This window comes from Kribbella sp. CA-253562 (assembly GCF_050942265.1).
Lineage (GTDB): Bacteria > Actinomycetota > Actinomycetes > Propionibacteriales > Kribbellaceae > Kribbella.
The window spans coordinates 4,594,088-4,615,282 of the sequence record NZ_CP192049.1; the positions used below are offsets into that span (position 1 = coordinate 4,594,088).

Below are 21,195 nucleotides of genomic sequence, written 5' to 3' on the forward strand. Positions count from 1 at the left end.
CGCGCCAGTACGTTCGTACCGACGCGCTCACCCGCGCTTCGTCAACTCGCGGCGCGCTTGGCCGCCGTCTTCTTCGTGGCGGTCTTCTTCGCGGCCACGGTCTTCTTGACCGCCGTCTTCTTCGCCGCGACGGCCTTCTTCGCCGGTGCCTTCTTCGCGGCCGTCTTCTTGGCCGGGGTCACCACCGTGGGCGCTGCCTGCTTCGCGCTCGGCTTGGCCGCCCGCCCGTGCAGGATCTCGGCCAGGAACTGACCGGTGTACGACGCGGGGTTGGCCGCGACCTCCTCCGGCGTGCCCTCGGCCACCAGCGTGCCACCGCGGCGCCCACCGTCGGGCCCGAGGTCGATGATCCAGTCGGCGGTCTTGATCACGTCGAGGTTGTGCTCGATCACCAGCACCGAGTTGCCCTTGTCCACCAGCCCACCCAGTACGCCGAGCAGCTTGCGGATGTCCTCGAAGTGCAGACCGGTGGTCGGCTCGTCCAGCACGTAGACCGTCTTGCCGGTCGACCGCTTCTGCAGCTCGGAGGCGAGCTTGACCCGCTGCGCCTCACCGCCGGACAGCGTCGGCGCCGGCTGGCCGAGCCGGACGTAGCCCAGGCCGACCTCGTTCAGCGTCTTGAGATGCCGGGAGATCGCCGGGATCGCCTCGAAGAACTCGGCCGCCTCCTCGATCGGCATGTCCAGCACGTCCGCGACCGTCTTGCCCTTGTAGTGGACCTCGAGCGTCTCGCGGTTGTACCGCGCGCCGTGGCACACCTCACAGGGCACGTACACGTCGGGCAGGAAGTTCATCTCGATCTTCAGCGTGCCGTCGCCGGAGCAGGCCTCGCACCGGCCGCCCTTGACGTTGAACGAGAACCGGCCCTGCTGGTACCCGCGGACCTTCGCCTCCGGCGTCTCCGCGAACAGCTTGCGGACGTGGTCCCACACTCCGGTGTACGTCGCCGGGTTGGACCGCGGCGTCCGGCCGATCGGCGACTGGTCGACGTGGATCACCTTGTCGACCTGGTCCAGGCCGGAGATCTTCGTGTGCCGGCCGGGCACCGCGCGGGCGCCGTAGATCTGCCGGGCCAGCGACGTGTAGAGGATGTCGTTGACCAGCGTCGACTTGCCCGAGCCGGACACCCCGGTGACCGCGACGAACACCCCGAGCGGGATGGTCACGTCGATGTCCTGCAGGTTGTGCTCGCGCGCGCCGTACACGGTCAGTTCGCGGCCCTCGGTGAGCGGGCGGCGGATCGCCGGGATCGGGATCTCCTTGCGGCCCGACACGTACGCACCGGTGATCGAGTCCGGGTGGTTGCGCAGGTCCTCGACGGTGCCGGACACGACCACCTGGCCGCCGTGCTCCCCGGCGCCCGGGCCGATGTCGACCACCCAGTCGGCGTGGTCGATGGTGTCCTCGTCGTGCTCGACGACGATCAGCGTGTTGCCCAGGTCCTTGAGCCGGACCAGAGTTTCGATCAGCCGCCGGTTGTCACGCTGGTGCAGACCGATCGACGGCTCGTCCAGCACGTACAGCACGCCGACCAGGCCGGAGCCGATCTGCGTCGCCAGCCGGATCCGCTGCGCCTCGCCGCCGGACAGCGAACCGGCCGGCCGGTTCAGCGCCAGGTAGTCCAGGCCGACGTCGAGCAGGAACCGCAGCCGCTCACCGATCTCCTTGGTGACCCGCTCGGCGATCTGCTTCTCCCGCGGCGTCAGGTCCAGGTCGACCAGGAAGCCGTGCACCTCGTCGATCGACATCGCGCTGATCTCGGCGATGTTCTTGCCGCCGAGCGTGACCGCGAGCGAGATCGGCTTCAGCCGCGCGCCGTTGCAGGTCAGGCACGGGACCTCGCGCATGTACTCCTCGAAGCGCTCCCGGCTGGTGTCGCTGGAGGCCTCGGCGTGCCGGCGCTCGACGTACGGGATGACGCCTTCGAAGGTGGTGTAGTACGACCGTTCGCGGCCGTAGCGGTTCTTGTACGAGACGTGGACCTGGCGGTCGTGGCCGCTCAGCAGCGCCTTCTGCGCCTTGGCCGGCAGCTCACCGAACGGCGTCGTGGTCTTGATCTTCAGGTCCTTGGCCAGCGCGCTCAGCAGCCGCTCGAAGTACTGCGAGACGTTCGCGCCCGACCAGGGCTGGATCGCGCCCTCGTCCAGCGACTTCGACGGGTCCGGGACCAGCAGCTCCGGGTCGACCTCCATCCGGGTGCCCAGACCCGAGCAGGCCGGGCACGCGCCGTACGGCGAGTTGAAGGAGAACGAGCGCGGCTCCAGCTCGTCCAGCTGCAGGGGGTGGTCGTTCGGGCAGGCGAGCTTCTCGCTGAACCGGCGCTCACGCAGCGGGTCCTTCTCGTCGAGGTCGACGAAGTCGAGCGTGACGATGCCGCCGGACAGGCCGAGCGCGGTCTCGACCGAGTCGGTCAGCCGCTGCTTGGCCGACGCCTTGACCGCCAGCCGGTCGACCACCACGTCGATGGTGTGCTTCTTCTGCTTGTCGAGCTTCGGCGGCTCGGTCAGCTGGATCGTCTCGCCGTCCACCCGGGCCCGGCTGAAGCCCTGGCCGGTGAGCTGGCGGAACAGGTCGAGGTACTCCCCCTTGCGGCCGCGGATCACCGGCGCGAGCACCTGGAACCGGGTGCCCTCGTCCAGCTCCATCACCCGGTCGACGATCTGCTGCGGGGTCTGCTTGGCGATCGGCTCGCCGCACTCCGGACAGTGCGGCCGGCCCGCGCGGGCGAACAGCAGCCGCAGGTAGTCGTACACCTCGGTGATCGTGCCGACGGTGGAGCGCGGGTTGCGCGAGGTGGACTTCTGGTCGATCGAGACGGCCGGCGACAGGCCCTCGATGAAGTCGACGTCGGGCTTGTCCATCTGACCGAGGAACTGCCGGGCGTAGGCCGACAGCGATTCGACGTAGCGGCGCTGGCCCTCGGCGAAGATCGTGTCGAAGGCGAGGCTGGACTTACCGGACCCGGACAGGCCGGTGAAGACGATCATGGCGTCGCGCGGCAGGTCGAGCGAGACGTCCTTCAGGTTGTGCTCACGCGCTCCACGCACGATCAGACGGTCAGACACAAGCTCACTCTCAGCCGTTCGAAGGGTTCAGGGACATGCCCGATCTAGGCTAACCAGGCCCACCGACAAAAACTTCCACGCCGGATCCCGGGGGCTCCGCGTTCGAAAGTCTATTCGATCACCTCATGCTCGACGAACGAGCGGTACCCGGATCAGGTCACGCCGATGCCCGCGCTCGTACCACCGGCCGTCCGTGGGGTGCGAGGATCGTCACATGACGGATTACCACGGCAACGTCCGCGTCGGCGGCCCCGCGCAGACCCATGAGCTCGCGCAGCTGATGATCACCAAGGTCGCGGTCGGCCCGATGGACAACAACGCCTACCTGCTGCGCTGCCGGCAGACCGACGAGCAGCTCCTGATCGACGCGGCCAACGACGCGCACACCCTGCTGACCCTGATCGGCAACGGCGGGATCAGCCGGGTCGTCACGACCCACCGGCACGGCGACCACTGGCAAGCGCTCGGTGAGGTCGTCGCCGCCACGGGCGCGACCACCGTGGCCGGCCGGTACGACGCGGAAGGCATCGACGTCCCGACCGACGAACTCGTCGACGACGGCGACACGATCTCGCTCGGCGCCGTCGGCCTGCGCGTGATCCACCTGACCGGCCACACCCCCGGCTCGATCGCGCTGCTGTACGACGACCCGAAGGGCGCCCCGCACCTGTTCACCGGCGACTCGCTGTTCCCCGGCGGCGTCGGCAACACCCGCGGCGACGCGAAGAACTTCGAGTCCCTGATCAACGACGTCGAGGCCAAGCTCTTCGACCAGCTCCCCGACGAGACCTGGGTCTACCCGGGCCATGGCGCCGACACCACGCTGGGCACCGAACGCCCGCACCTGCCGGTATGGCGAGCCCGCGGCTGGTGACTGAACCTGCTGAGCAAACACGAAGGGCACCGGCGTGATGCCGGTGCCCTTTCGTTGTGTCGGGCTGGCCAGACTTGAACTGGCGACCCCCGGTCCCCCAGACCGGTGCGCTACCAACTGCGCCACAGCCCGAACCGCTGCTCCCAGGAGGAGCGAGCGGGTAAACCTTACCCCATCAGCGGCAGTGCTTTCGCACCGGTGGGGTCAGCGTTTCGCCTTCTTCTGCCGGGCCCGGATCTGGACGTGCACCGGGCTGCCGACGAAGCCGAAGTCCTCGCGCAGCCGGCGTTCGATGAAGCGCTGGTACGACGGCTCGATCTGCCCGGAGGTGAAGATCGCGAAGGTCGGCGGCATCGTCGTGGCCTGGGTGCCGAACAGGATCTTCGGCTGCTTGCCGGACCGGACCGGATGCGGGTGCGCGGCAACCAACCGGCCGAGGAACGCGTTCAGCTGGCCGGTCGGGATGCGGGTCTGCCAGCCCTCCAGCGCCGCCTCGATGGCCGGCACCAGCTTCTCCATGTGCCGCCCGGTCAGCGCGCTGATGTTCACCCGCGGCGCCCAGCGCAGCTGGACCAGGTCCCGGTCGATCTCCTTCTCCAGGTAGTAGCGCCGGTCCTCGTCGACCATGTCCCACTTGTTGTAGGCGATCACGAGGGCCTTGCCGGCCTCCTCGACCGTGTTCATGATCCGCAGGTCCTGCTCGGTCATCGGCTCGGAGGCGTCGACGACCACCACGACCACTTCGGCGCGCTCGATCGCGCTGTTGGTCCGCAGGCTCGCGTAGTACTCGTGGCCCTGGACGTTCTTCACCTTGCGCCGGATGCCGGCGGTGTCGATGAAGCGCCACTGCTTGCCGGCCAGCGTGATCAGCTCGTCGACCGGGTCGACCGTGGTGCCGGACACGTCGCTGACGACGACCCGGTCCTCCTTGGCGACCTTGTTCAGCAGCGAGGACTTGCCGACGTTCGGCTTGCCGACGATCGCGACCCGGCGCGGTCCCCCGGTCTCGGGGTCGCGCTCCGGCGGGGCCTCCGGCAGAGCGGCCAGTACGGCGTCCAGCATGTCGCCGGTCCCCCGGCCGTGCATCGCCGAGATCGGGTGCGGCTCGCCGATGCCGAGGCTCCACAGGTTCATCGCCTCGGCCTCGACCCGCTGGTCGTCGACCTTGTTCGCGGCCAGCACGACCGGCTTGCCGGACTTGCGCAGCACCCGGACGACGGCCTCGTCGGCGTCGGTGATGCCGACCGTCGCGTCCACCACGAACAGCACCGCGTCGGCCGCGTTGATCGCGACCTCGGCCTGGGCGGCGACCAGCGCGGCCATGCCGACCGCATCCGGGTCCCAGCCGCCGGTGTCGACCACCGTGAACGACCGGCCGGCCCAGTCGGCGTCGTACGAGACGCGGTCCCGGGTGACGCCCGGGGTGTCCTCGACGACCGCCTCGCGGCGGCCGATGATCCGGTTCACCAGCGTCGACTTGCCGACGTTCGGGCGGCCTACGATCGCCAGGACGGGCACGGGGCCGGTGTCGTCGCCGCGCGACGGCTCGGCGTCGTACTCGTAGCCCGTGGGCAGGTCACTCATCAGGATCCTTCTTCTCTGGCTTGCCCGGAAGCGGGTGGCCGGTGGCTGCGACGGCGGCCTGGACATGCGCCCGCAACACGTCGCCGATCTGGTCGGCCACCGCCCGTACGTCGGTGTGCCTCCGAGGAAAGGGTACGCGGTCCACCGTGAAAGGTGTGCCGTACACGACGTCCACGCGGCTCCCCCACGGCGGGAACCGCTCCACGTCGCCGCCGGGCAGCCGGGTGCCGAGCAGGGCCACCGGCAGGATCGGCGCCCCGGTGACCATCGCCAGGTAGGCCACCCCGACCCTGACCTTGCGGAAGTCGCCGCGGCCCCGGGTGCCCTCGGGGTAGATGCTCATCACCTGGCCGTCGCGCAGCACCTTGATCGCCTTGCGGATCGCCAGTACGTCGTACGTCGAACGGTCGACCGGGATCTGTCCGGCCAGGTGCAGGATCTTGCCCTGGAGCCCGCCGAACGCCTCGATCTTGCCGAGCTGGTGCAGCATCCTCGGCGCGGTCGCCCCGAGCAGCGGTCCGTCGAGCAGGCCGAGGTGGTTCGGCGCCACCAGCACCGGACCGGTCCGCGGGAACCGGTCCTCGTGGTGGATCGTGAGGTCGTAACGCAACCGGAAGTACGGGCGGACGACGTGCCGGAGCACCCCGCCGAGCCGGTACGGCAACGACGGCAGGTCGTCGGTCCGGGGCAGCTCCTGATGCCCGGTCAGCTCAGCGGTCATGAGGCCCCCCGGCCTGGACTGAGGAGCGAGGGAGCGTCGGTACCCTCATGACTCCCGGTCGCGCGGCGCGGCCTCGGCCTCCTTCGCGAGCCGGCTGATCACGTCGATGACCTCCTCCAGGGACAGGTGGGTGGAGTCGATCGTCACCGCGCCGTCCGAGGCGACCTCGAACTGCGACACGGTGGCGTCGTCGGCGTCGCGGCGCACGATCTGGTCGCGCAGCTGCTCGGCGGTCAGCGCGCCCTCGGCCAGCTCCGCCTTGCGGCGGGCCATCCGGGCGTCCTGGTCGGCGGTCAGCAGCACCTTGAGCTCGGCGTCCGTGGCCACCACGGTCGCGATGTCGCGGCCCTCGACGACGATCCCGCCGCCTGGCTGGGCGTCGTCGATGATCTCCCGCTGCCGCCGGATCAGCTCCTTGCGGACGTCCAGGTTGGTGGCGATCTTCGACACGTTCTCGCTGATCCGCGGGTCGCGGATCGCCTCGGTGACGTCGGTGCCGTCGGCGGTGAAGTGGGCCAGCTGCGGGTCGGTGCTGATCCCCAGCTCGACCGCGCGGGCCCGGTCCGCGACCGCGGCGGTGTCGGTCAGGTCGAGCCCGGCCTCCAGCGCCGACCAGGTCACCGCCCGGTACATCGCACCGGTGTCGAGGTACTTCAGGCCGAGTCTGGTGGCCACTCCGCGGGCCGTGCTCGATTTACCGGAACCGCTCGGGCCGTCGACAGCGATGATCATGGGCCGAAGGTTACCGGTGCACGGCCCAGCCACGCTCGGTCAGTACCTCGACCAACTGGTCGACCGAGGCCGGTTTGACCGCCAGCTCGACCTCACCGACCGGCCGGCCCGGGCTGTGGTCGATCCGCAGGTCCTCGACGTTGGCGCCGGAGGCGGCCGCGTCGGCGAACAGGCGGGCCAGCTGCCCCGGACGGTCGGGGATCGTGACCAGGACCGGAACCAGCTCGATGTGCGGTGTGCCGTGCTTGCCCGGGACCCGGACCGCGCCGGAGACGCCGCGCCGCAGGACGGCGGTCACCTCGTCGTCGGGGTAGTTCCCGTTCGGCTTCTCCTTGCTCAAGGCAATCAAAAGCCGGTCCAACTCGTCGCGGATCTGCTCCAGCAGGCCGCTCAGCGCGGGCGAGTTGGCCGCGACGATCTGGGTCCACAGCCCCGGGTCGCTCGCGGCGATCCGGGTCACGTCGCGGACGCCCTGGCCGGAGAGCTCCAGGTGTTCGGCCGGTGCGTCGACCAGCGTGCCGGCCGCCAGCGACGACATCAGCTGCGGCAGATGCGAGACGCGCGCTACCGCCAGGTCGTGGTCGGGCACGGACAGCTCGACCGTCCGCGCGCCACAGGCCTCTGCGAGCCGGCGTACGAGCTCGACGGCGGCGGGATCGCTCGTCTCGTGCGGGGTGATGGCCCAGGTGGCGCCCTCGAACAGGTCCGCGCGTCCGGCGAGCGGGCCGTTGCGCTCAGAACCGGCCATCGGGTGGCTGCCGACGTACCGGGACAGGTCGCCGGATCGGCCGGCCGCCTCGGCGAGCGCCTCGGCGTCGGCCAGCGGCTTGCCCTTCACGCTGGCCGCGTCGGTCACGACGGCGTCGGTCTGCGCGAGCTGCTCGGCGATCACCGCACCGACGTGGTCCGGCGGTACGGCGACGACGACCAGCTGCGGCTCGATTTGGACCAGCCGCGCGCCGGCGCCGATCCGCTCGGCCATCAGCGCGTTGTCCGGGTCGCCGTCGACCAGCTCGACGACCACGCCGAGCCGGGTCAGCGCCAGCCCGATCGACGTGCCGATCAGGCCGGTGCCGACGATCCGGACCGGGCCGCGCAGTTCGTTCGTCGCGCCGGTCCCTGGCTCGTTCACGGTGTCCTTCACTGGGCGCCGGTCAGGTCCGGGCGCAGCGCGACCGCACCGTGCAGGTAGACGTGCTGGATCTTCTCCCGCGACCGCGGCGACTCGGTGTGCAGCATCATCCGGACCACCCGCGGCAACGCGTGCGGTACGGCGATCTCCTGCATGCACATCAGCGGTACGTCGGTCAGCCCGATCTGCCGGCCGGCCACCGCGGGAAACTCCGAGTGCAGGTCGGGCGTCACGGTGAACAGGATGCTGATCAGGTCCTCGGCCCCGAGGTCGTTGGCCTCCAGCACCGCCCGGACCAGCTCGGCCGTCCGCTCGAGCAGGTGCTCCCGCTCGTCCACGTCCAGCTGGGTGGCACCCCGGATCGCCCGTACCGCCACTGTCCTGCCTCCTCGATCACCTGGTCCCGCACCGCTGGTCGGCGCTGGACACCTGTCTCAACATTAGGTCAGACCGCTCCGCAGTCGCTCGCCCGTCTCGCCGCGGACCGCTCACCGAACGCCGACGTCCGAAGAACCCTGGGTGACAGCCTCGGGTTCTTCGGACGCTCGGGGTTCGCGTGCGGGCGTCAGGGCTTGGCGGTCTGCGCCTCCGCGGCGTCGACGGTCTGCTCGAGCAGCAGGGCGATCGTCATCGGGCCGACACCGCCGGGGACCGGGGTGAGCAGGCTTGCGACCCGCGCGGCCTCCTCGGCGTGCACGTCGCCGACGTTGCCCTCGTTGTAGCCGGCATCCACCACGACCGCGCCCGGCTTCAGCCACGCGCCGCGGACGAAGTTCGGCTTGCCGACCGCGGCCACCACGATGTCGGCCTGGCGGACCAGCTCGGGCAGATCCTTGGTCCGCGAGTGGGTGTAGGTGACCGTCGCGTTCGATGCCAACAGCAACATTCCGGCCGGCTTGCCGAGAATCGGGCTGCGGCCGATCACCACGGCGTGCGCGCCGGCCAGCGGTACGTCGTACGCCTCGAGCAGGCGCAGGATGCCGCCCGGGGTGCAGGAGCGGAAGCCGGGTTCGCCGAAGGCCATCGCGGCGAACGAGTGCATGGTGACGCCGTCGACGTCCTTGTCCGGCGCGATCGCCTCGAAGGCCGTGCGCTCGTCGATCTGGGCCGGCACGGGGTGCTGCAGCAGGATGCCGTGCACGGTGGGGTCCTCGGACAACCTGGTCAGCTCAGCAACGAGCTCCTCGGTCGTCGTGGTTGCCGGGAGCACGACGCTGACCGAGGCGATGCCGGCCTTCTTGCTCCGGTTCTGCTTCATCCGGACGTACGTCGCGGAGGCGGGGTCGTCGCCGACCAGCACGGTGGCCAGGCACGGCTGGACGCCGGTCTGCTCGCGCAGTTTCGCGGCCCGCTCGGCGGCCTGGGTCACCATCGCCGCGGCGAGATCGGTCCCGATCATCGGACGGGCAGTGTGCCCGAATCCGGCAGTCGGGATGGTGGCGGGGGTTCCTGGCGTGGTCATGCGGCGCGCTCCTTCGGGCGTCGGCGAACAGATCGTCGTGCCCAGGCGCGCGGCTTCGGCCGGAACCGCGGTGCGGGAGTCCGGCGGGCCGTTCCCCGGTGGTGGTCCACCTGAACGCCAGTAGCGGCCCGCCGGTCAGTTTACCCGGCCCGTGTCAGCCCTTCGTGCGGTGCAGGATCACCTCCGCGACCTCTGGCGCGGTCGTGCCCGCGGTCCAGCGGACCCGGACGGCGTCGACCGTGCCCGAGACGGGAAGCGCTGTGTAGGCCGAGCGCACCGCACCGATCTCCCGCCAGCCGCCGGCGGTGTGGACGTCGAGCCGCCCGGCCGCGACAGCCCCGTCCCGCTGGAGCACGGTCACCCGATCGACCGCGGTCGGCGCCGAGGCCGTGACCGTCAGCGCGTCACCATCCACCGGTGCCGCACCCGCCTCGTACGCCGTACTGACGTCGCCGTCGACGGATCGGGACAGGGCCGAGCCCTCGGCCGGTGCCGGGCCGCCTGTCGCGGTCAGGACGAGTTCGGAGCCGTCGGTGACCTGGACCGCGAACTCCCGGACCACCAGCCAGTTCGCCACGTTTGCCGCCACGGCCCGGTAGCGGACGTACCGCGCCTTCGTCCCGGCCGGAGCCGTCGCGCGGACCTCCGCGGTCGTCCCACGGGCCAGCTCGGTCCACGTCGCGCCGTCGGCCGACCACTCCAGCGCGCCGGACTGGACGAAGTCGTTCGGGCTGCCGCTCTTGCCCATCAGGACGGCGATCTCGCCGATCTCCCGCAGGGCCCCGAGATCCACCCGGACCTCGTCGTTCTCCCCCGGCGCGCCGTTGCTCCAGTAGAACGTCGACTCGTCACCGTCGACCATCCTGGCCGGCACGTTCTCCGCGTACGTCGGAAGGCTGGCCGTCGCCGTCCGCCGGGGCAGCAAGCCCATCCACTCGTCGTGCAGCCGGCCGACCCGGCTCAGGAACACGTCGACCACCCCTTCGCCGATCCGCGGATAGGTGCCGGAGTGCGGTGCCCGGACGTCCCGGATCGCTTTCGCCTGCTGAGTCAACTTGTCGACCTGCTGACGCCTCCCCCAGGCGGCCGCACCGTCGCCCTGGTCGAGGGCCTCGAGCAGCCGCAGCGACTCCTCGAGCGCCTGGCCCCACAGCACGGTCGCATCGAGCCAGGCTTTCGCCTGGTCGCTGAACGCGGGGTCGACCACTCCGGCCCGGATCTGCGCCGGCGCCCGGGTGACCGCCTGGAAGTACGGCCGGAGCGCCCGGATCGCGCTCTCTGCGTCGTCCTGCGCTGCGCCCTCGTACGCCGTCCAGAACGCGTCGATCCGCGCGGCCAACTCGGGCGCGGACTCCGGGTGCAGGGTGGTGTCGTAGGTGTTCAGGTCCGCGAAGACCCGGAGCGCCGCGGTGGTCCGGAGATCGCCACCGGCTCGCTCCGAGAGAGCGCGCTCCCACGCCGCCCGCTCGTCGTAGGTGGCCGGTTTCCAGCCCAGTTCGGAGAACGCGGAGAGCGCGATCTTGCTGACCGCGGCCTGGTTCATCGGGTTCGAGATCACGCCGACGACCTGGTCCGCGATGCCGCGCTCGCGGCCGCTGTAGTCGGCCAGCGGGAGCCGCCCGGCCAGGTAGTCGTTGACCGGGTAGTTGTCCCAGATCAGGATGTCGTGCCCGAACACCGCCTTGGCCTGCGCCGCCTGCGCTGTGGTGATCGTGCGCGGGATCACGCCGATGCCGGTCCAGTGCACGAAGACGGCGGCGTCCAGCTGCTCCCGCAGCGCCTTCTTGTACGGCGTCTCGGTGACGTTGTAGTACTCGGTCGGAACCATCTGCAGCGGGGCCACATCGGGCTTCGCGACGACCCACTCACGCTGGATGCGATTGAGCAGTTCGCTCTGCGCCCGGCCGGCCGCCCCACCGCCGGTGCCGTACTTGGCCCGGTCGGCGTCGCAGTGCCAGGTGTTGTAGTCGATGTCGTCCAGCGGAACGTTGAAGGATCGGGCGCCCAGCGCGTACAGCGCCTCGAACTTCGCGACCAGCGCCTGGTAGTCGGCGTCGGAGGTGTAGCAGATCGACAATCCCGGCGAGAGCGCGAAGGTGAAGTCGACCTTGTTGCTCCGGGCCCGGTTCACCAGCTCACCCAGCTCGGCGAGCTTGCCGGCCGGGTACGGGTCGCGCCACTGCTCGCGGTGGTACGGGTCGTCCTTCGGCGCGTACTCGTAGGTGTTCATCCGGTGGGCGCCGAGGTAGTCGAGATGGTCGAGCCGATCGGCGTGCGACCACGGCGTCCCGTAGAAGCCTTCGATCGAGCCGCGGTAGCGCATCGTCGGCCAGTCCCGGATCTCGGTGCCGGCGACCTGCCGGCCCTGGACGAGCTGGTCGAAAGTGCGAGCCGCGTAGTAGGTGCCGTCGGTGTCCACACCGGCGAGGACCAGGTGGTGGCGGGACCGATGGGTGCCTGCGGCAAGGACATAGCCCTCGGCGGGCAGGCCGGTCTGGTCTGCCACGCCAAGGTCGTCGAGGACCTCGTCGTTGCCGCCCAGCCAGATGGTCACGCCCGGGCGGGAGTCGGCACCGGCCGCGTCGATCACGCGGACAGTGCCGACGCCGGCGCGTTGCAGGGTGGCCCGGAGGACGCGCTCGGCGTCGGGATCGGTGGTGGGTCCACGGACGAGGTCGACGCTGCGCCCGAGAGTGAAGCCGTCCGGACGGGAGGTGGTCTGCTGGGGTTCGGGGGTCACAACTGCGACTCCTGGTGCGGCCTCGTGGGCCTGAGCGGTCGGGGTCAAGGGATTGACGGCGAGGGCAAGGGCGGCGACAACTGCCACCGGCGGTCCGAAGCGACGCATGGGCGACTCCTTGGGCGGAAGGTGTGCCCCACTAGTCATTCAGTGCGCACAAGTGATCGTCAAGAGCATGCGCTGCCCAGATCCGGACAGTTTCGCGGCAGACCGAGTCACTCACGCAGGCCGATCGCATCCACCGGGCGGTGACGGAGCACCCGGCGGGTGGGCAGCATGATCGAGAGCAGACCCAGAACGACCACTCCGCCCGCGGTGAGCGCGGTGGTGACCGGCGAGAACGTCGGCACCAGGGTGGCTCCTTCGCTCAGTCCGACCGCGACGCCGACCATCGGCGGCAGGCAGAGCAGCGCGCTGAGCACCAGCGCCAGCCCGATCACCACGACCGACTCGAACAGCATCATCCGGCGCACCTGTCGCCGGCCGATGCCGACCAGCCGGAGCAGGGCGAACTCGCGTCGCCGGGCCGTCGTACTCATCACCAGGCTGTTGGCCACGTTGATGGCCACGTACCCGAACAGCGCGGCCAGCAGGATGAGGTTCGTCCAGCGGTTGAGGTCGAGACCCGTCTGCTGGGCCTCCGCCATCGTCGTACGGTCGGCGAACACCACCCCCAGGTCGCCCGCGAACTGCTTGGTCAAAGTGGCGGCCAGTGCGCCCGCGTCGACCTCCGGCTCGGCCCTGACGAGCACCGAGTCGTCCAGCGGCGTGGACAGGTGGTCGAGCAACACGTCGCGCGGCAGTGTCACGTCACCGAAGCCCATGCCGTTGTGATAGATCGCGACCACCACCGGCGTCAGCCGGGTGCCGTCGCCGAGGAACAGCTCCACCTGACGCCCCAGGCCGGTCCTGCTCTGCTGCGCCGCGGATTCGCTCAGTGCGACGGTCCCCTCCCCCGTCAACCCACCGAGGTCGCCTTCGCGGACATCGAGGTCGAGCGTGTCGGCCAGATCCGTCGCGACCACACCCTGCGCCGCGAAGCCCACGACGGACTGCGCCGAACTGTCGCCCAGGTCGGTGTACTTGATGGTCGCCGGACCTCTGGTCACCGCCGTCGCAGTCCGGACGCCGGCCGTGTCGCCGATCCGGTCGGCCAGATCGGTCGACAGCCCCGCGCCGGCGCCGGCCACCACGAGATCGGCGACGACGCCCTTCTCCGCCTGCCGGCTCGCCTCCTTCACCTGCGCGGCTCCGACCGAAACCTGGACGATCATGATCGTGATCGCCAGTACGAGCGGTACGACGGCGCTCGCGACGCGACGTGAGTTCTGGGTCAGGTTCGCCGCGGCCAGGTAGCTCGACGCACCGCCGGAGCGCCGCAGGACGGGGCCGACGAGGGTGAGCGCCGCTTGGACGATCCGCGGGCCGAGCAGTGCCACGGCGATCACCAGGATCAGCGACGAACTGGCGGCCACGATCGTGCCGACCTCGCCGGCGACGAACACCGGTACCGCGCACATCACCAGGCCGCCGGCCAGCAGCAGGAGCCCGATCAGCGTCCGGACCGGGCCGAGTTCCGGCGTCTCCACACTCGACTCCCCGAGTGCTTCCACCGGCCGGATCTTCACCGCGCGCCGAGCCGACATCCACCCCGCCACCGCGGCGGTCAGGACCGACAGCAGGACGGCGGCCAGGATCGGTACGGGCAGCAGCGAGAGTCCGTAGTCGGCCGGGATCACGCCGATCCTCACGAAGGCCGCGCGCAGCAACCACACCAACCCGTAGCCGAGTACCGCGCCCGGTACCGAAGCGGCGAGCGACACGATCAGGATCTCGGCGCCGATCAGCCGGTGGACCTGCCGGGGCGTGGCGGCGACCGCACGCAGCAGCGCGAACTTGCGCCGCCGCTGCTGGATCGACAACCCCAGCGTGCCGGCCACCACGAACATCGCGACGATCGCCGCGATCCCACCGAACGAGCCCGCGACCGCCATCAGCAGACCGGAGGCGGCCGAGGAGTCCTGGAACTCCAGTTTGCCCCTGTCGTCGCCGGTTGCCGTAGTCACCGCATCGCCCAACCGCTGCTCGATCGAGTCGGCCAGGTCGTTCTGGTCGACCCCCGGTGCCGCCAGCACGCCCACGGCGTACAGGTGACCGGGCCTGCCGGACAGTTGCCTGGCCACGTTGTCGGTGAACAGCACGACCGGTTCGCGGAAGGAACCAGCCGGCGGGTCGACGATCCCGGTCAACCGGTACGTCGCCGGCCGCGACCCGACCGCGATCCCTGACCTGGTCGCCGAGCACATAGCCGCCGGCCGCGGCGGCGTCCCGGTCGAGCGCGACGTCGGACCGGCCGGTGGGCAGCGCGCCGCTCCGCACGGACAAGGGGCCGAGGGCAACGGAACTGCGACCGTGTCCGGACGGCGACCTGTCCTGCTCGCCATGGACCAGGCCGCCGGACTTGGCGGCCAGCGTCAGGCGGAACGAGTAGTCCGGTACGGCCTGGGCGACACCGGGCACTGCCGCGATCTCGGCGAGCCGGCTCGCGTCCAGCGGTACGTGATCGCCGAGGTCTGCGTCCGGCGACTCGGCGACGGCGAGCCGCTGGTTGGCTGCCACGACCACCGATGCGCCGGCGTACCGCTCAGGGTTGATGCCGGCGAGCAGGCCGGACTGCAACAGGAACCCACACGCCGACAGCAGCGCGGCACCGCAGAACAAGGCGATGAAGGCACCGGCGAAACCGGTCCAGCGCGACTTGACCGTGCTCCAGGCGAACGAGAACACGGTCACCACTCCCCGAGGTGAGTCAGGTGCGCGGCGACGCTGTCAGCGGTCGGATCCGTCAGCTCGCCGGCCAGCCGGCCGTCGGCGAGGAACACGACACGGTCGGCCCAGGCCGCCGCGATCGGGTCGTGGGTCACCATCAGGATCGTCTGGCCGAGCGAGTCGACCAGCGAACGCATCAGCCGCAGTACCTGCTGGCCCGTGCGCGAGTCGAGCGCTCCGGTCGGCTCGTCGGCGAACACCGCTTCCGGCCGGGTGATCAGCGCCCGCGCGATCGCGACCCGCTGCTGCTGACCGCCGGACAACTCGCTGGGCCGGTGGGCGAGCCGGTCAGCCAGACCGACCTCGCGCACGACCTCGGCCAACCACGCCTCGTCCACCGGTACGCCGGAGAAGCGCTGCGGCAAGGTGATGTTGTCGCGGACAGACAGCGACGGGATCAGGTTGTACGCCTGGAAGACGAAGCCGATCCGGGTCCGGCGCTGCACGGTCAACTGCTTCTCGTCGAGCCGGGTCAGCTCGGTGTCGCCCAGCCAGACCCGGCCCGCCGTCGGCTGGTCGAGCCCGGCCGCACAGTGCAGGAACGTGCTCTTGCCCGACCCCGACGGTCCCATCACCGCGGTGAAGCTCCCCCGCCGCAGACCGAGCGAGACGCCGTCGAGCGCCTGCACCTGGGTTGCCCCGGTGCGGTAGGTCTTCGTCACCGAGTCCAGCGTGACCGCGTACGCCGGGGCGTCCGCGACCAGGGCGGTGCCGCCTCCGGTCTGCTTGTCGCGCCCAGTGCGTGCCTTGAACATGATGCCAACCTTCCGAACCGTGCGAGACGTACCAGGACGCCTCTCACGCTAGAAAGATCGGGCCACGAACACAGTCCAGCCAGAACCCGGCTTCGGGGTACAGCCAGCTCCACCATCGAGCCTGGTCGGCGGGGAATCAGCTGGGGGGCCGGCGAACCAGTCCCGGCACTCGGTCAGCCCGGTGATCTCGACCTTCGGGTGCTCGGCACGCAGCCAGTCCGCGCGAGTGAGGCGCAGGCGGTCCGAGACGACGGGCTTGCCGTGCAGGACGTCGCGGGAGATCCCATCCGGCTGGTAGCCGAGCTTGCGCGACACGCCCTGCGAACCGGCGTTGTCCTGGAAGACCTCAGTGCGGGCCGCTTCGGCGTCCAGGCCGTCGAAGGCGAGGTGCAACAGCGCGGCGCGTGCCTCGGTGCCGTAGCCCTGCCGCTGATGCCGCAGGCCGAGCCACGACCAGGTCTTCACCTCACGCAGTACGGCGAACTCGCTGCCCATCAGACCGACCAGACCCAGCGGCTCGCCGTCGCGGAAGACGCCGAGCTCGAGCTCCCAGTCGTCCTGGGTCCATGAGCCGAGGTGACGCCAGTGCTGCTGCATCACGTGCCGCGCCCGCTCGGCCGGGGGCAGATCGGTCCACGCGGTCAGGAAGGGTTGCTCGCCCGGTTCGTGCACGCCTTCGGCGGCGAGCCCGGCGAGGACCGCGAGCTCGTCCTCGGCCGGCGGGCGCAGGACCAGCCGTTCGGTGGTGAGGCGGAGTTGCCGCAGAGGCCAGACGGTGGTCAGCACGCTCGACATCCTGCGCGGGCCGGGTCGCGGTCGCAAACGGTTTTGCGTCCGCGGTCGATCACGCCGGTTCTCCGTCCGCGCACCGCGGCACGGACGCCAGCGGGTTGCGGCGCTCCCGCCCGCGGGTCAGAGCAGGCCGGCGTGGTCGAGGGCGAGGTACGCCGCGTCGGTGCCGGTCATCGCACCCGGGGTCCGCAGCTCCTGGCGGAGTTCGTCGACGGTGAGCTCGATCGGCACGATGTCCTCGAAGTCGTCCAGGGCCTGCTGGCCACTGGGACGGCAGTCGCGCGCGATCGCGACGTACTTGCGGTACGTCGAGGAGGCGGCCGACCACATCCACCCGACCACCTCGATCGAGCCGCAGGTGTAGCCGGTCTCCTCGGTCAGTTCGCGACGACCGGCGGCGGCCGGCTCCTCCCCGGGGTCGATCACCCCGCCGGGAAGGTTCGTGACGATGCGATCCGGACCGGCGCGGAACAAGCGGATGGCGACAATCCGGCCGTCGGGTGTCAGCGGCAGCACGGTGATTCCCCCGACGACACCGGAGGTCTGCCGGGGCCCGAAGACGTCCCAGTCCGCCTGCCGCCCGGACGGCATCCGGTACTGCCGGACGTTCACGGTGAGAAAGCCGTCGTACACGGTCTTCTCCCCCAGCAACGCCCACGGCTCGGGATCACCCGGGCGCGCGGCACCAGCCGCAGGTGCCGTGGCAGTCGCGACCTCGGGCAAAGCGCCGTCCGCCGCCGGAGATGCTCCGGCGGCGGACGGCGTCTGGTCCTGCTGGGTCACAGCGGGCGGTTGTCGTCCGGGTCCTCCGGCGGCGCGATGGGGGCATCGTCGTCCGCCGGGGCGACCGGGGCGTCGTCCGCGGTGCTCTCGTAGCCGCCGTCGACGGCCTCCGCACCTTCGGTGTGCGTCGAGGGCTCCGACGGTGCCGTGTCGGGCCGCGACTCGGACAGGATCCGGGCCAGCGTCTGCTCCGAGATCCGCTTGAACTTGCGGACCTGGGTGCGGGTCCGGTCCAGCACCGCGACCTCGATCTGGTCCGGCTCCAGCTGACGGACCTCGCTGGAGTCGTGCCCGAGCGCGTCCACCGCCAGCCGCAGCGCGCCGGCCAGCGAGATGCCCTCGGAGTAGTGCTCGCCCACGTAGTCGGCGACCTGCTCGGCCGGACCACCCATCACGGCGTACCCACGCACGTCGGCGATCGAGCCGTCGTAGGTCAGCCGGTAGATCTGGTCGTCGGCCGAGGTCGCGCCGACCTCGGCGACCAGGATCTCCACCTCGAGCGGCTTCTCGCCGCCGGAGGAGAAGATCGCGCCGAGCGTCTGCGCGTACGCGTTGGCCAGCGCGCGGCCGGTGACGTCGCGGCGGTCGTAGGAGTACCCACGCATGTCGGCCAGCCGGACGCCGGCGATCCGCAGGTTCTCGAACTCGTTGTACCGCCCGACGGCCGCGAAGGCCATCCGGTCGTAGATCTCGGCCACCTTGTGCAGCGCCGGCGACCGGTTCTCCGCGACGAACAGGATGCCGTCGGCGTACTGCAGGGCGATCGCACTGCGGCCCTTGGCGATGCCCTTGCGGGCGAAGTCGGCCCGGTCCCGCATCAACTGCTCAGGTGAGACGTAGAACGGAGTGCTCATGTGGATCCTCTACTCGTCGACTGGGGGTGTCTGGCGATTCCGCGCCGTGGCGAGCAGGTGCTAGGTGCGGTAGCTCGGTGTGCGGGAGTCGAGGGTGGCGATGCGAAGCATCGTGCCCTTGGCTCCCGTGCAGCGAGATACCGTGCCGAGTGCCGCGCAGTAGGCGGGTTATCGCCAGACACCCCCATAGGCTCAGGACAGCGGGGCGGCGGGGCCGTCGGGACGCTGCAGCCGGGCGCCGACCACGGAGTCGACGATCTCGCCGACCTCCGCCTCGGGCATCCGCTGGTAACCGTCCGCGGTGACCACCCCGATGACCGGGAAGATCCGCCGCGCCATGTCCGGTCCACCGGTCGCGGAGTCGTCGTCGGCCGCGTCGTACAGCGCCTGGATGGTCGCCGTCACGCACTCGGTCGCCGACATGCCGTCGCGGTAGAGCTTCTTCAGCGAGCCGCGGGCGAACAGCGAGCCCGAGCCGACGCTGTGGAAGGCCTGCTCCTCGTAGCGCCCACCGGTCGGGTCGTAGGAGAAGATCCGGCCGCCGGAGATGTCGTGGTCGTACCCGGCGAACAGCGGCACCACGGCCAGGCCCTGCATCGCCATCGCCAGGTTGCCGCGGATCAGCGCGCTGAGCCGGTTCGCCTTGCCGTCGAGCGACAGCGTGGTGCCCTCGAGCTTCTCGTAGTGCTCGAGCTCCACCTGGAACAGCCGGACCATCTCGATCGCCAGCCCGGCCGAGCCGGCGATCCCGACGCACGAGTACTCGTCGGCGGGAAACACCTTCTCGATGTCACGCTGGGCGATGATGTTGCCCATCGTGGCGCGCCGGTCGCCGGCCATCACGACACCACCGTCGAAGGTGGCGGCGACGATCGTCGTACCGTGCGGGACGTCCTTGGACAGGTCACCTGTCCCCAGGGACCGTCGTCCGGGCAGCAGGTCGGGCGCGTGCCCGGCCAGGAAGTCCATGAACGACGAGCCACCTGGGGTCAGGAAGGCTTCCGGCAAGCGGCCGGAGGCATCGAATGTCATCTAGCGGTTCACTCCCCACCCTTTTGCACGAAGCCGCGGACGAACTCCTCCGCGTTCTCCTCGAGCACCTCGTCGATCTCGTCGAGAATCGAGTCGACGTCCTCGTCGAGCCGCTCCTTGCGCTCGGCGACGTCTTCCGACGCCTCGACCTGCTCGACCTCTTCCTCGGTGGTCGAACGCTTGGGCTGCTTGTGCTGCTGCCCGCCGTCCTTCGCCATGGCACACACCTCCTAGAACCGCACTGAAAGAGACGCCCAACCGGCCCTTTCGTTGCTTCTAGTGCGACCCTACCCGGCGGCGCCCCCAGTAATGGTGCGAACCAGGTCACTCGCGGTGTCGCACTGGTCGAGAAGTGCTCCGACATGGGCCTTGGTGCCGCGCAACGGGTCCAAGGTGGGGATGCGCTGCAGCGACTCGCGGCCGGGCAGGTCGAAGATCACCGAGTCCCAGGAGGCGGCCGCGACCTGGCCGGCGTACTGCTGCATGCAGCGGCCGCGGAAGTAGGCGCGGGTGTCGGTCGGCGGGTGCGACACGGCCATCCGGATCTCCTCGTCGGTGACGAGGCGCTGCATCCGGCCGGACTTGACCAGCTTGAAGTACAGGCCCTTGTCCGGGCGCAGGTCGGCATACTGCAGGTCGACCAGGGCCAGCTTGGAGTCGTCCCAGGCCAGGCCGTCACGGTCGCGGTAGGACTGCAGCAGCTTCAGCTTGGCGACCCAGTCGAGCTGGTCGGCCAGCCGCATCGGGTCGATCGCGAGCTGGTCGAGCACGTGCTCCCAGCGGTGCAGCACGTCCTTGGTCTGCCGGTCCGCGTCGTCGCCGTACTTGTCCTCGACGTACTTGCGGGCCTGCTCCAGGTACTCGGTCTGCAGCTGGACGGCGGTCAGCTTGCGGCCGTCCTTGAGCGTCATCAGGTGCGTGCAGGTCGGGTCGTGGCTGATCTCGTGCAGCGCGGTCACCGGCCGGTCGACGCTCAGGTCGTCGGTCAGCCAGCCGTCCTCGATCATCGACAGCACCAGCGAGGTGGTGCCGACCTTGAGGTACGTCGAGATCTCGGACAGGTTCGCGTCGCCGATGATCACGTGCAGGCGGCGGTAGCGGTCCGGGTTCGCGTGCGGCTCGTCGCGGGTGTTGATGATCGGCCGCTTCAGCGTGGTCTCCAGGCCGACCTCGACCTCGAAGTAGTCGGCCCGCTGGCTGATCTGGAAGCCGTGGCCGGCGCCGTCCTGGCCGATCCCGACCCGGCCAGCGCCGGTGACCACCTGGCGGCTGACGAAAAACGGCGTCAGGTGCCGCACGATCGACGCGAACGGCGTGGACCGGCGCATCAGGTAGTTCTCGTGCGACCCGTACGACGCGCCCTTGTTGTCGGTGTTGTTCTTGTACAGGTTGAGCGGGGGCGCACCCGGGATCTGACGGGCCTGCCGGGCGCCCTCCATGATCACCAGCTCGCCGGCCTTGTCCCACACCACCACGTCGCGCGGGTTGGTGCACTCCGGCGCGGAGTACTCCGGGTGGGCGTGGTCGACGTACAGCCGGGCGCCGTTGGTGAGGATGACATTGGCCAGCCCGGTCTCCTCGTCGGTGAGCTGGCTGGAATCGGCCACCTCCCGGCTCAGGTCGAAGCCGCGCGCGTCCCGCAGCGGGTGCTCCTCGTCGAAGTCCCACCGCGTCTTGCGCGCCAGTGGCTGCGTCTGGGCATAGCCGTTCACCACCTGGCTCGAGGTCAGCATCGGGTTCGCCCCGGGCTGACCAGGCACCGAGATCCCGAACTCGGTCTCGGTCCCCATGATCCGCCGAACACTCATGCGAACGAGCCTACGCGGTCCCGCCGACGAAG

General features: G+C 70.4%; 18 protein-coding genes, 1 tRNA gene and 1 riboswitch. Of the genes, 2 read left to right on the forward strand and 17 right to left on the reverse strand.

Annotated elements, in window-relative coordinates; genetic code table 11:
- Positions 1-41: 41 nt before the first annotated feature.
- Entirely contained in the window at positions 42-3,065 is a 3,024-nt protein-coding gene (gene uvrA / locus ACQPXM_RS21675) for an excinuclease ABC subunit UvrA (protein ID WP_432935832.1), read from the reverse strand.
- A gap of 214 nt (positions 3,066-3,279) precedes the next feature.
- Here uvrA and ACQPXM_RS21680 point away from each other — a divergent pair, with 214 nt between their 5' ends.
- Complete coding sequence (locus ACQPXM_RS21680; protein WP_432935834.1) at positions 3,280-3,939, forward strand: MBL fold metallo-hydrolase; 660 nt, start codon at positions 3,280-3,282, stop codon at positions 3,937-3,939.
- 59 nt (positions 3,940-3,998) lie between these two features.
- Here the strand turns inward: ACQPXM_RS21680 and ACQPXM_RS21685 are convergent.
- The 9 genes from ACQPXM_RS21685 to ACQPXM_RS21725 all read right to left on the reverse strand — a co-directional run bounded on the left by ACQPXM_RS21685 (position 3,999) and on the right by ACQPXM_RS21725 (position 14,511).
- A tRNA-Pro gene (locus tag ACQPXM_RS21685) sits at positions 3,999-4,071 on the reverse strand.
- A gap of 72 nt (positions 4,072-4,143) precedes the next feature.
- Positions 4,144-5,523, reverse strand: coding sequence for a ribosome biogenesis GTPase Der (gene der / locus ACQPXM_RS21690; protein WP_432935836.1), 1,380 nt, complete (start codon positions 5,521-5,523; stop codon positions 4,144-4,146).
- On the reverse strand, positions 5,516-6,244 hold the full coding sequence (locus tag ACQPXM_RS21695; RefSeq protein ID WP_432935838.1) for a lysophospholipid acyltransferase family protein: 729 nt from the start codon (positions 6,242-6,244) through the stop codon (positions 5,516-5,518). Before ACQPXM_RS21695 ends, der begins: the two co-directional genes overlap by 8 nt.
- A 45-nt stretch (positions 6,245-6,289) precedes the next feature.
- On the reverse strand, positions 6,290-6,976 hold the full coding sequence (gene cmk / locus ACQPXM_RS21700; RefSeq protein ID WP_432935840.1) for a (d)CMP kinase: 687 nt from the start codon (positions 6,974-6,976) through the stop codon (positions 6,290-6,292).
- Positions 6,977-6,986: 10 nt separating this feature from the next.
- Positions 6,987-8,108, reverse strand: coding sequence for a prephenate dehydrogenase (locus tag ACQPXM_RS21705; RefSeq protein ID WP_432935842.1), 1,122 nt, complete (start codon positions 8,106-8,108; stop codon positions 6,987-6,989).
- 8 nt (positions 8,109-8,116) lie between these two features.
- Entirely contained in the window at positions 8,117-8,485 is a 369-nt protein-coding gene (gene aroH / locus ACQPXM_RS21710) for a chorismate mutase (RefSeq protein ID WP_432935845.1), read from the reverse strand.
- 188 nt (positions 8,486-8,673) lie between these two features.
- Positions 8,674-9,570 carry a bifunctional 5,10-methylenetetrahydrofolate dehydrogenase/5,10-methenyltetrahydrofolate cyclohydrolase gene (locus ACQPXM_RS21715; RefSeq protein ID WP_432935848.1) on the reverse strand — a complete coding sequence of 299 codons (897 nt, stop codon included), beginning with the start codon at positions 9,568-9,570 and terminating at the stop codon, positions 8,674-8,676.
- Between the two features lie 32 nt (positions 9,571-9,602).
- Positions 9,603-9,705: riboswitch (ZMP/ZTP riboswitch) on the reverse strand.
- Positions 9,706-9,724: 19 nt separating this feature from the next.
- Positions 9,725-12,418 (reverse strand): beta-N-acetylglucosaminidase domain-containing protein, encoded by a 2,694-nt coding sequence (locus ACQPXM_RS21720; RefSeq protein WP_432935850.1) that lies wholly within the window; start codon positions 12,416-12,418, stop codon positions 9,725-9,727.
- 107 nt (positions 12,419-12,525) lie between these two features.
- A complete protein-coding gene (locus ACQPXM_RS21725) occupies positions 12,526-14,511 on the reverse strand; it encodes an FtsX-like permease family protein (RefSeq protein ID WP_432935852.1) in 1,986 nt (661 codons plus the stop codon).
- On the opposite strand from ACQPXM_RS21725, the gene ACQPXM_RS21730 reads away from it, so the two are divergent.
- Positions 14,501-15,118: a hypothetical protein gene (locus tag ACQPXM_RS21730; protein WP_432935854.1), complete on the forward strand. Its 618-nt coding sequence runs from the start codon at positions 14,501-14,503 to the stop codon at positions 15,116-15,118. The two genes, ACQPXM_RS21725 and ACQPXM_RS21730, sit on opposite strands and share 11 nt — an antisense overlap.
- On the opposite strand, the gene ACQPXM_RS21735 is transcribed toward ACQPXM_RS21730, so the two are convergent.
- The 7 genes from ACQPXM_RS21735 to dop form a co-directional block, all read right to left on the reverse strand.
- Entirely contained in the window at positions 15,100-15,894 is a 795-nt protein-coding gene (locus ACQPXM_RS21735; RefSeq protein WP_432935857.1) for an ABC transporter ATP-binding protein, read from the reverse strand. The genes ACQPXM_RS21730 and ACQPXM_RS21735 overlap by 19 nt on opposite strands.
- 48 nt (positions 15,895-15,942) lie before the next feature.
- Complete coding sequence (locus tag ACQPXM_RS21740; RefSeq protein WP_432935860.1) at positions 15,943-16,680, reverse strand: GNAT family N-acetyltransferase; 738 nt, start codon at positions 16,678-16,680, stop codon at positions 15,943-15,945.
- Between the two features lie 126 nt (positions 16,681-16,806).
- On the reverse strand, positions 16,807-17,469 hold the full coding sequence (locus tag ACQPXM_RS21745; protein WP_432935863.1) for an NUDIX hydrolase: 663 nt from the start codon (positions 17,467-17,469) through the stop codon (positions 16,807-16,809).
- Entirely contained in the window at positions 17,466-18,323 is an 858-nt protein-coding gene (gene prcA, locus ACQPXM_RS21750; protein WP_432935865.1) for a proteasome subunit alpha, read from the reverse strand. The genes ACQPXM_RS21745 and prcA overlap by 4 nt, the downstream gene beginning before the upstream one ends.
- A gap of 192 nt (positions 18,324-18,515) precedes the next feature.
- Complete coding sequence (gene prcB, locus ACQPXM_RS21755) at positions 18,516-19,355, reverse strand: proteasome subunit beta (RefSeq protein WP_432935867.1); 840 nt, start codon at positions 19,353-19,355, stop codon at positions 18,516-18,518.
- A gap of 8 nt (positions 19,356-19,363) precedes the next feature.
- Complete coding sequence (locus ACQPXM_RS21760; protein ID WP_077014019.1) at positions 19,364-19,573, reverse strand: ubiquitin-like protein Pup; 210 nt, start codon at positions 19,571-19,573, stop codon at positions 19,364-19,366.
- Positions 19,574-19,642: 69 nt separating this feature from the next.
- Positions 19,643-21,163: a depupylase/deamidase Dop gene (gene dop, locus ACQPXM_RS21765; RefSeq protein ID WP_432935870.1), complete on the reverse strand. Its 1,521-nt coding sequence runs from the start codon at positions 21,161-21,163 to the stop codon at positions 19,643-19,645.
- Between the last annotated feature and the right edge of the window lie 32 nt (positions 21,164-21,195).